The organism is Blastococcus sp. CT_GayMR20, from assembly GCF_004570345.1.
On record NZ_SPQM01000155.1, the window covers coordinates 1 to 10519 of the forward strand.

The following is a 10519-nucleotide window of genomic DNA, read 5'->3' on the forward strand; positions in this document are numbered from 1 at the left end:
GTCGAGGCCTACGAGGTCGCGCTCGACGCCGGCGAGCCCGACGCGTGGCGCAACCTCGGCAAGGTCCTCGAGGACCTCGGCGACCTCGCCGGCGCCATGCGCGCCTACCGGGGCGCGGTCGAGGCGGGTGACCTCGAGGGCGGGCTGCAGCTGGCCTTCCTCCTCCGCGAGCAGGGTGAGCGGCAGGCAGCCATGGACGTCGCCATGGAGATCGCCGCGATGGGTGACCAGGAGGCCGCGGCCGTCGTCGCCTGCTGGCGGTGGTGCGCCACCCTCGACCCCTCGCTCGAGCCGGATCTGCGCATCGGGGCCGACCACTTCCCGGCCGCCCGCGCGGACCTCGCCCACCTGCTCCGCGAGACCGGCCGCCCCGACGAGGCCCGGTTCGTGCTCGAGAAGGGCGCCAAGCTGGGCGAGGCCGTGGCCTGGCTGCCGCTCGGCAACTTCTACGCCGACGAGATGGCGGACGACGAGGCGGCGGAGGAGGCCTACCGCGGGGGGATCGCCGCGGGCGAGGCCTACTGCCACCACAACCTCGCCGTCCTGCTGGCCGAGCGCGGTGACTTCGACGGCGCCGTCGAGCAGTTCCGCCTCGGCGCCGCCGCCGGCGACCAGCTTGCGGCCGACGCCCTCCGGGAGCTCGAACGCGGCTGAAGGACGGGGCCGTAGCGTGCCCGTTACACGGGAGCCGGATACTCGGCCCGTGTCCGAAGCCACCGTGGACGTCGCCGACCTCCGCCACTCCGGGAATCCCGATGCGGCCGGTCGCGCCGACGACGCGCCCCTCCGCGACGACATCCGCCTGCTCGGTCGTGTCCTCGGCGAGGTCATCGGCTCGCAGGCCGGGCAGGACGTGCTCGACCGGGTGGAGTCCACCCGCGTCGAGGCGTTCAAGATCCGCCGCTCGGAGGTCGACCGGGCCCAGCTCGCGAAGCAGCTCTCCAGCCTGGACATCCGCTCCTCCAACCACCTCATCCGGGCCTTCAGCCACTTCTCCGTGCTGGCCAACCTGGCCGAGGACATCCACCACGAGCGCCGCCGCCGGTTCCACCGTCGCGAGGGTTCGCCGCCGCAGGCCGGCAGCCTCGCCGCCACGATGGCGCTGCTGGACCAGGCCGGCCTCGAGGCCGACGCCGTCGCCCGCGAGCTGACCGGCGCCCTGGTCTGCCCGGTCGTCACCGCCCACCCGACCGAGGTGCGCCGCCGGACCATCTCGCAGGTCCAGCGGCACATCACCGACCTCATCCGGCAGCGGGACCGGGCCGCCAGCGGCGAGATCGACGACGACCGGTGGTCGGCGGAGCTGTGGCGCTCGGTGCTCACCCTCTGGCAGACGGCGCTGCTGCGGCTGTCCCGCCTGCGGCTGCAGGACGAGATCGACGAGGCGCTGCGCTACTACGACCTCTCCCTGTTCGAGGTCGTGCCGGCCATCAACGCCGAGCTGCGCAGTGCCCTGAACGAACGCTGGCCCGACGCCGGCCTGCTCTCCCGCCCGATGCTGCTGCCCGGCAGCTGGATCGGCGGCGACCGCGACGGCAACCCCTTCGTCACCGCGGACGCGCTCAAGCGCGCCACCAGCCGGCAGGCCGAGACCGCGCTGAGCCACCACCTGGCGGAGCTGCAGGCGCTCGGCGCCGAGCTGTCGATGTCCGACCGGCTGGTCACGCCGACGCCGGAGCTGTACCGCCTCGCCGAGGCCTCCCGGGACGACTCCCCGTTCCGCGCCGACGAGCCGTACCGCCGGGCGCTGATCGGCATCTACGCCCGCCTGACCGCGACCGCCCGCGCCGTGCTGGGCCGCTCGCCCGGCACCGCCCCCGAGCACGAGCTGCCCGCGTACGGGTCGCCCGACGAGCTGCGGGCCGACCTCGACGTCGTCGACGCCTCGCTGCGCACCCACGGCGCCGGCTCCCTCGCCGACGACCGCCTGCGCCGGCTGCGGGAGGCCGTCGAGGTCTTCGGGTTCCACCTGTGCGGGCTGGACATGCGGCAGAACTCCGCCGTCCACGAGGTGGTGATCGCCGAGCTGCTCAGCTGGGCCGGCGTCTGCGAGGACTACACCGCGCTGGACGAGGCGGCCCGGGTCGAGCTGCTGTCCGGCGAGCTCAGGATGCGCCGTCCCCTCGTGCGGCCGGAGGCCGAGCTCTCCGAGACGACGCGGGGCGAGCTCGACGTCCTGCTGGCCGCCGCGGAGCAGGTGGCCCTGCTCGGCCCGCGGACCATCCCGAACTACGTGATCAGCATGTGCGAGTCGGTCAGCGACGTCCTCGAGGTCGCGATCCTGCTCAAGGAGGTCGGCCTGCTGGACCCGGGCGCCGCGTCCTCTCCCGCCCACCCAGGGCCGACCTCGTCCGTCGGCATCTCGCCGCTCTTCGAGACCATCGACGACCTCAAGGCCGCCGGCACCACGCTGTCGGCGATGCTCGACCAGCCGCTGTACCGCGCGCTGCTGGCGTCGAGGGGCGACGTCCAGGAGGTCATGCTCGGCTACTCCGACAGCAACAAGGACGGCGGCTACCTCGCCGCCAACTGGGCGCTGTACCGGGCCGAGCTCGACCTCGTCGAGGTGTCCCGCAGCGAGGGCATCCGGCTGCGGCTGTTCCACGGTCGGGGCGGCACCGTCGGGCGCGGGGGCGGCCCGAGCTACGAGGCGATCCGCGCCCAACCGCCGGGCGCCGTCGCCGGGGCACTGCGGATCACCGAGCAGGGCGAGGTCATCGCCGCCAAGTACGCCGACCCCGACCTCGCCCGCCGCAACCTCGAGGCCCTCGTCGCGGCCACCCTCGAGGCGAGCCTGCTCGACATCGAGGGGCTCGGGGACGACGCCGAACCGGCCTACGCGCTGCTCGACGACCTGGCCGCCCGCGCGCAGCGGGCCTACCGGGCGCTGGTGCACGACACCCCCGGCTTCGTGGAGTGGTTCCGCGCCGCGACGCCGATCAGCGAGCTGGGCGAGCTGAACATCGGCAGCCGGCCGCCGTCGCGCAAGGCGGGCAACTCCATCGCCGACCTGCGCGCGATCCCGTGGGTGTTCAGCTGGTCGCAGGCACGCATCATGCTGCCCGGCTGGTTCGGCACGGGGACGGCACTGGAGTCATGGGTCGACGGCGACGACGACAAGCTCGCCCACCTGCAGGAGCTGCACCGGACCTGGCCGTTCTTCCGCACCGTGCTCTCGAACATGGGCATGGTGCTGGCCAAGACCGACCTCGGCCTCGCCGCGCGCTACGCGGAGCTGGTGCCGGACGAGGACCTGCGGGCGCGGGTGTTCGACCAGATCACCGCCGAGCACGAGCGCACCTGCCGGATGCTGCTGGCGATCACGGGGGACGACGAGCTGCTCGCCGACAACCCGTCGCTGGCCCGCTCGATCCGCAACCGCTTCCCGTACCTGGAGCCGCTGCACCACCTGCAGGTGGAGATGCTGCGCCGGCGCCGCGGCGGTGACGACGACGAGCTCACCCGCCGCAACATCCAGCTGACGATCAACGGCATCGCGACCGCCCTGCGCAACAGTGGGTGATCCCGAGCTGCGGCCGGTGGTCTCCACCGCCGGGCTGACCGCGGCGGCGGAGCGGCTCAGCCTGCCCGCGGCGGCGCTGGCGCCCGCCCTGGTCGAGCCCGGCACCCGGCTGCTCGCCGACGGGGCGGGCAACGCCGCGTTGCTGCGCCGTCAGTGGGCGGGCGACGGGACCGCCGAGGCCGTGGTGCTGCACCGTGCCGGGGTCCATCTCGAGCACCCGAGCGTGCAGGCGACCGCGGCGGCGTGGGGGTGCGACTCCGTGTGCCACGCCTCCACGGGCCGGTCGGTGGCGGTCCGCCCGCCGGCGGATGACGCGCCGCTGACCGACCGCTTCCGGCACCTCGCCGCACTCGCCGCCACCCGGGTGGAGATCGCCGTCGCCCTGGCACGCGACGCGGGTGGGGAGCGCACGAAGCGCGACGGCAGCCCGGTCGTCGCCGCCGACGAGGCCGCCCATGCCGCCGCGGCGGGGGTGCTCCGGCAGCTCGGCGTGCCGGTGCTCAGCGAGGAACGCCCGGACCGCCCGGTCGACGAGGGTGCACCGTGGATGGTGCTGGACCCGCTCGACGGCACCGGCAATTTCTCCGCGGGGATGCCGCCCTGGGCCTTCTCCGCCGCGCTGGTCACCGCGGGACGGCCGGTCGCGGGGCTGGTCGCCGACCTGTCCTCCGGGCGCCGGTGGGAAGCCGCCGAGGACGCCGGCGCGTGGCGGGACGGCGTCCCGGTGCGGCCCCGGCCCGGCAGCACCGTCGTGGTGCCGAGCGCCCCCGGAAGTGGCACCGTCGTCGTCCCCTCGACGGCCCGGCGGGTGCGGATCAGCGGCTGCACCGCGCTCGACCTGTGCCTGGTCGCGGACGGCTCGGCCGCGGCCTGGCACGACGTCGACCGCAGCGGCACCCGCGTGCACGACGTCGCCGGCGGGCTGGCCGTGCTGTTCGCCGCGGGCGGGGCCGCGCTCACCCCGGACGGCGAACCGCTCGTGCTGCACCCCGACACCACCACGAAGATCCGCTTCGTGGCCGCACCCACCGCCGCGGCCGCGCTCGAGCTGCTGGCCGCCGTCGCCGGCTGATCAGCGGGCGGCGGCCGCCCGCACGGCGGCGAGCAGCGACTCCCGCTCGTGCATCGTGGTCCTGGCCCGGCCCTTCGTGGCGCCGAGCGCGATCTCTGCCGCGTCGATCGCCCGCCAGTCGTCGAGCAGTACCGGCTCGGCGCCCCGGGAGATGAGCTCCTCCACCAGGTCACCGACCGGTCCCTCCGTCCGCAGCACCCCCTCGGCGGCGTCGGCGAGCAGCCCGGCGACGGTCTCGCGTGCGTCGTGCTTGTTCGTGCCGACGACGCCGCTGGGTCCCCGCTTGATCCAGCCCGCGACGTACTCGCCGATCGACGTCCGGCCGTCGCGCTGCACGCGCCCCTCCTCGTTGGGCACGGTGCCGGAGCGCTCGTCCACCGGCAGCCCGGGCAGCGGCAGCCCGCGGTAACCGACGGAACGGACGACGAGATCGGCGGGCAGCACGCTGAGCTCGCCGGTGCCCATCACCCGGCCGTCGCCGTCCACGGCGGTGCGCTCGACCTCCACGCCCGCGACCCGGTCCTCGCCCAGGAGCCGCACCGGCCGGCCGAAGAACCGCAGGTGCACGCGGGCGCGGCCCGGGGTGGGCTCGTGGTCGACCCAACCCCGGAGGACCGCGAGGTTGCGGGTGACGTTGCGGTCCGTGGCCGCCCGCGCCTCGCTGCCGGGGTCGAGTTCGAGGTCGGCCGCGTCCACCAGGACGTCCGCGCCCTCGAGCTCGCCGAGCTCGCGCAGCTCCTGGGTCGTGAAGCTGGCCTGTGCGGGACCGCGCCGGCCGAGGATCGTGACCTCCTCGACCGGCATCGCGGCGAGCACGTCGAGCACGTGCTGCGGCATGTCGGTCGACTCGAGCTCGGGGGCGGTGCGGGCCAGGACGCGGCCGACGTCCAGGGCCACGTTGCCGACGCCCACCACGACGACCGACCGAACCCCGGCCAGCGCCGCCTCGACGCGCTCCCGCGGGGCGTCGGGGTGGCCGGTGTACCAGGCGACGAGATCGGTCGCGGCCAGGCTGCCGGGCAGGTCCTCGCCCTCGATGCCGAGGTGCCGGTCGACCGAGGCGCCGTAGGTGTAGATGACCGCGTCGACGTGCCGGCGCAGCTCCTCGAGGGAGATGTCCACGCCGACGTCGACGTTCCCGACGAACCGCACGAGCGGGTCCTCGAGGGCCCGGTGGAGGGTGTCGCGGATGGCCCGCATCTTCGGGTGGTCGGGCGCGATGCCGTGCCGCACCAGGCCGAATGGGGTCGGCAGCCGGTCGATCAGGTCGACGGCGACCGGGACGGCGTCCTGCCGGGTGAGGGCCTCGGCGGCGTAGATGCCCGCCGGCCCGGCGCCCACGACGGCGACGCGGAGCGGGCGGTCCGCCGACGGGGGAGAGGTCGAACCGTCGAGGGACACGACTGGCATCCTCACCCCGCCGGGCCCGTTGCACCAGATCACGGGCCCGATCCGCTGCAATCGCCGTCCCAGGAGGCCCTCGTGCCCGTCGTCGTCGTCGCCACGATCACCCCGCTGCCCGAGCACCTGGACGCGGTCCGGGAGGCGCTGCTCGCCGCGGTGCCCGCGGTCCACGCGGAACCCGGGTGCGAGCTGTACGCCGTGCACGAGGACGACGTCGGGTTCGTGATGGTCGAGCGCTGGGCGGACGCCGACGCGCTGCGGGTGCACGGGAAGGCCGACGCGCTCACGACGCTGGGCGGCGTCCTGGCCGGCAAGCTGGCCGCCGCCCCGGAGGTCCGCCGGCTGTCCGCGGTCCCGGCCGGCGAGCCCGGGAAGGGCGCGCTCTAGGTCAGACGCAGGAGAAGTTGCGGTCCAGGTTGTTCTGGACGTACTGCGTCAGCGTCACGCGGCCCCCGGGGACCAGCGGCGGCTTCCGGCAGGCGGCGCGCGCCCCGTCCAGGCTGGTGGAGCCCGCGAGCCAGCTGTCGCGGCCGGCGAGGTTGCTGGTGGCCGGCACCGAGCCGACGATCTGCGCCCACTGCTGGTTGGTCGAGTAGATGCCGACCCGGGCGCCGCTCGCGACGAGGTGGGCGGTCATCCCCTCCAGCGTCGCCCGGTTGCGCGCCAGCGCGTCGGCGGAGCCGGTCTGCCAGCTGTTCATCGTCTCGACGTCGAGCCACCAGGTGTACCGGGCCGGGGTGCCGTCGACCCGGGCCTCGCGGGCGGCGGGCGTGAAGAACGAGACGATGCTGTTCTGCGCGCGCTCCCAGCCGTACTGCCACGAGCACGCCGACGAGTTGGTGCCGTCGCACAGGCCGTAGGGGGTCGCGCCGGTCCTCGGCCAGGTGGTGACCTGACCGAGCAGCTGACCGGGGTTCGCGGTGTTCAGGTAGAGCTGGGCAACCGGCTGGCTGCGCACAGCGCCGGAGGAGCCCCAGGCCCAGGTGAGCTGGGCGCTCAGGCAGGGGTTGGCCCGCGTCGACAGGCCGCCGTTGACGCCGATGACCGCGAAAGCGCGGTCGCGCGGGAGGGAGGAGCCGCACTGCGGGTACGACACGTCGTAGCCGACCGTCGTCGGTGCCGCCGACGCGATCCCGGGCGCGGCGAGGAGCGCCGCCGCCAGCGTGAGGACGACGACGACCACGGAGCGCAGCGCACGGGTCATCGGCGGCGAAGGTACACGCGCGCGCCGCGAACAGGGTGGGCCGAAGCGGAAGTCATCAGTGACCTCGCGGTCAGTGTGCCTGGCAGACCGGGCACCAGTACAGGTTCCTGCCCGCCATCACGTCGGTGCAGACCTCCGACCCGCAGATCCGGCACGGCAACCCGGTGCGCCGGTACACGTAGTGCGCGTCGTCGCGCTGTACGGCACCGCGGCGGCGGGACCGGTCCTCCGGACGGGTCGTCACGATCCGGCCCATCCGCACCCCGGCGCGCATGAGGGTGACGAGGTCGGCCCACATCCTGCCCCACAGGACCTCGTCCACGGACCGGCCCGGGCGGAACGGCGAGACCCCGTGCCGGAACAGCAGCTCGGCCCGGTAGACGTTGCCGACGCCCGCCAGCACGGACTGGTCCATCAGCAGTGCGCCGATCGCCGTCCGGCTGGCGCCGATCCGCCGGTGCGCGACCCGGCCGTCCGCGCGCGGGCGGAGGGGGTCGGGCCCCAGGCGCGCCAGGATCGACCGGACCTCCGGAGCCGTCAGCACCTCGCACGCCGTCGGTCCGCGCAGGTCGGTCCACACACCGATCCCGGCCGGCCCGTCGGCCTCCCACCGCATCCGCAGCGCGCCCCTGGCCGGCGGCGGGGGCCCGGTGCCGGTGGTGAAGGAGCCGTAGAGGCCGAGGTGCACGTGCAGGGTGTCGCCGCCGAAGTCGGCGAACAGGTGCTTGCCGTAGGAGGACACGTCCTCGAGCACCCGGCCGTCGAGCAGGGCTGCGCCGGCCTCGAAGCGCCCCTGCGGACTGGTGACGTTCACCGGTCGCCCCGCGAACAGCTCCGACTGCTCGCGGGCCAGGCGGTACAGGGTGTGCCCCTCAGGCACCGGTCCTCCGGAGTTCCGGCCGGGTCACCGGGACCGGGCCTGTTCGTAGCGGTCGAGCGCGACCAGCCGCTCGGCCGCGTGGTCCACGATCGGCTCGGGGTAGCCCGGCGGCGGGCCGTCCGGGGCGAGCCACGGCTCGTGCACGAGCTTCGTGGGGACGTCGCGCAGTTCCGGCACCCAGCGGCGGACGTAGGCGCCGTCGGGGTCGAACTCCTTGCCCTGGCGCGTCGGGTTGAAGACCCGGTAGTACGGCGAGGCGTCGGTGCCGGTGCCGGCGACCCACTGCCAGCCGTGGTTGTTGCTGGCGAGGTCGCCGTCGACCAGGTGCTGCAGGAAGTGGCGGGCCCCCCGCTGCCACGGCAGGTGCAGGTCCTTGACGAGGAACGACGCGACGACCATGCGCACCCGGTTGTGCACGTAGGCCTCGCCGAGGAGCTGGCGCATCCCCGCGTCGACGATCGGGAAGCCGGTGCGGCCCTGCGCCCAGGCGGTGAAGTGCGCGTCGGCCTCCGGGCCGCCGTCGACCTCGATGGCGCCCGTGCGCGGGTCCAACGCCTCCCGGGTGGACTCCGGCCGGTGCCAGACGACGTCGGCGTAGAACTCCCGCCAGGCGAGCTCGGTGGTGTAGCGGCGGACGGCCTCGCCGTCTGCCTCGGCGAGGTCCGCCAGCAGCGTGCGGGGGTGCAGGCAGCCGTACTTGAGGTAGGCCGACAGCCGGCTCGTGCCGTCGGTGCCGGGCAGGTTCCGGGTCGCCTCGTAGCCCGGCAGCCGCTCGTCGCGGAACGACTGCCAGGCCTGCTGCGCGGCCGCCTCGCCGGCCGGCGGCAGCTGTACGCCGCCGAGGTCGGGTCCGGCCGGCAGGTCGTCGGAGGGGACGCCGGCGAGCCACGGTGGCGCGTCGGGCCTCGCGGCCGGGCCCCGCCACCCGTGGTGGCGCCAGGCGCGCGCGAACGGGGTGAAGACCGTGAACCGGCTGCCGTCGCTCTTCGTGACCCGGCCTGGCGTCACGGCGTACGGGGACCCGGTCCGCACGAGGGGGACGTCGCCGAGCGCCTGCTCGACCGCACCGTCGCGTCGCCGCCCGTACGGCCCGGCGTCGGCCGAGATGTGCACGCTCGTGGCGCCGACCTCGCGGACCAGACCGGGCAGGACCTCGGCGGGGCTCCCGTGCCGCAGCACGAGCGCGTCACCGGTCGCCGTCCGCAGGTGGGCGAGGCAGTCGAGCAGGAACCGGCGGCGGGGGGCGCCCGAGGGCTCCCAGAGCCGGGGATCGAACACGAAGACCGGCAGGACGGCGCCGTCCCGGCCCGCGGCGTCGATCGCGGCGAGCAGGGCGGGATGGTCGGAGAGGCGGAGGTCGCGGCGGAACCACAGCAGCGACGTCGGCACCTGCGGAGCGTAGGCAGCCCGGGCGGCACCCGCAGATCCCGCAGGTCAGCGGGCCGCGGTCTCCAGGCCGAAGTGCGGCCGGTCGGAGGGGGCGACGAGGTCGATGTGCTCGGGATGCTGCTGGATGTAGTGCCGGACGAAGGAGCAGTAGGGGAGGACGGTCAGACCGCGCTCCCGGGCTGCGTCGAGGACGCCTGCGACGAGCGCCGTCCCGATCCCGCGGCCGCCCATGCTGGGGTCGACCTCGGTGTGCGGGAGGGTCATCGTGGTCCCGTCGACGTGATAGCTGGCCAGGCCGACGACGCGGTCGCCGACCCTGACCTCGAAGCGTCCCTTCTCAGGGACGTCCACCACCTTCGTGTCCATCGTTGCCGTCCTTCCGTCGTCCCCCGGCGCCATTGCTGGGCCTTGACGTGTACCCGCACGGTAACCCCGAACACCGCCCATGGCCGTACCTCCTGGTGACGAGTCGGGTGTGGCGGTTGTTCCCCGGACCGCGAATCGACGTGTGCGGAGCGTCTACGCGGCGCGCTCGGAGCTGAGCCTCTCGACGAGGTGCTCGACCGAGGAGGTGAGCAGCAGTTCGACGGGATCCGGCCCCAGCCCGGTCAGGTCCAGGGAATGCCCGCGCTCGGCCAGCGCGGCCGACAGGTCCTGCTCGCGGCCGCCCACCCGCAGGGCCCGCAACAGGGTCTCGGGCGCGGAGCTGGGGACCGTCGACACGTGGAGGAGCGTGAGGCCGGTCGTATCCGAACCCGCCACCTCGGGCACCAGCAGCACGAGACGACCGTCGAACGCGCCCCGGATGAGCCGCGGCACCCGCGTCTGCAGGACCCGTCGCTTCGACCCGGAGGGCGGCGTCCTGCTGAGGTAGCGACTCGGCAGGCCCTCGCTCGTCCCTGTCTGGGAGACGACCTGTAGGGCCGGCGTGCCCTGCTCCTCGGAGAAGCGGTAGCGGGTTGCGCCCATCGGGGTCGCGAGGACGGGTGCCCACGCCCGCAGGGCGTCCAGGGTGGCGTAGTTCAGCGCCTGCAGGTCGACGCCGAG

At 74.7% G+C, this 10519-nt stretch carries 10 protein-coding genes; 4 read left to right on the plus strand and 6 right to left on the minus strand.

Annotated features, from left to right (window positions below; all coding sequences use genetic code 11):
- From E4P40_RS23275 to E4P40_RS23285, 3 genes are all read left to right on the plus strand, one after another.
- On the plus strand, positions 1-654 hold a 654-nt coding region (locus E4P40_RS23275; RefSeq protein WP_135160758.1), incomplete at its 5' end, for a tetratricopeptide repeat protein.
- Positions 655-703: 49 nt separating this feature from the next.
- Positions 704-3523: a phosphoenolpyruvate carboxylase gene (ppc, locus tag E4P40_RS23280; protein ID WP_135160759.1), complete on the plus strand. Its 2820-nt coding sequence runs from the start codon at positions 704-706 to the stop codon at positions 3521-3523.
- On the plus strand, positions 3516-4595 hold the full coding sequence (locus E4P40_RS23285) for an inositol monophosphatase family protein (RefSeq protein WP_135160760.1): 1080 nt from the start codon (positions 3516-3518) through the stop codon (positions 4593-4595). The genes ppc and E4P40_RS23285 overlap by 8 nt, the downstream gene beginning before the upstream one ends.
- On the opposite strand, the gene E4P40_RS23290 is transcribed toward E4P40_RS23285, so the two are convergent.
- The gene (locus tag E4P40_RS23290) at positions 4596-5996 is read right to left on the minus strand and encodes an NAD(P)-binding protein (protein WP_245160541.1); all 1401 of its coding nucleotides are present in this window, start codon (positions 5994-5996) and stop codon (positions 4596-4598) included.
- An 81-nt stretch (positions 5997-6077) separates the two neighbouring features.
- Here E4P40_RS23290 and E4P40_RS23295 point away from each other — a divergent pair, with 81 nt between their 5' ends.
- Positions 6078-6386 (plus strand): putative quinol monooxygenase, encoded by a 309-nt coding sequence (locus tag E4P40_RS23295; RefSeq protein ID WP_135160762.1) that lies wholly within the window; start codon positions 6078-6080, stop codon positions 6384-6386.
- Position 6387: 1 nt separating this feature from the next.
- Here the strand turns inward: E4P40_RS23295 and E4P40_RS23300 are convergent, their stop codons facing one another.
- The 5 genes from E4P40_RS23300 to E4P40_RS28335 form a co-directional block, all read right to left on the minus strand.
- Positions 6388-7203 (minus strand): hypothetical protein, encoded by an 816-nt coding sequence (locus E4P40_RS23300; protein ID WP_135160763.1) that lies wholly within the window; start codon positions 7201-7203, stop codon positions 6388-6390.
- Positions 7204-7273: 70 nt separating this feature from the next.
- Positions 7274-8083, minus strand: a complete 810-nt coding sequence (locus E4P40_RS23305; protein WP_135160764.1) for a DNA-formamidopyrimidine glycosylase family protein — start codon at positions 8081-8083, stop codon at positions 7274-7276.
- 24 nt (positions 8084-8107) lie between these two features.
- On the minus strand, positions 8108-9472 hold the full coding sequence (locus tag E4P40_RS23310; protein ID WP_135160765.1) for a deoxyribodipyrimidine photo-lyase: 1365 nt from the start codon (positions 9470-9472) through the stop codon (positions 8108-8110).
- Positions 9473-9517: 45 nt separating this feature from the next.
- The gene (locus E4P40_RS23315; RefSeq protein ID WP_135160766.1) at positions 9518-9838 is read right to left on the minus strand and encodes a GNAT family N-acetyltransferase; all 321 of its coding nucleotides are present in this window, start codon (positions 9836-9838) and stop codon (positions 9518-9520) included.
- A gap of 153 nt (positions 9839-9991) precedes the next feature.
- The coding region (locus tag E4P40_RS28335) for a hypothetical protein (RefSeq protein WP_167762355.1) at positions 9992-10519 on the minus strand (528 nt) is incomplete at its 5' end.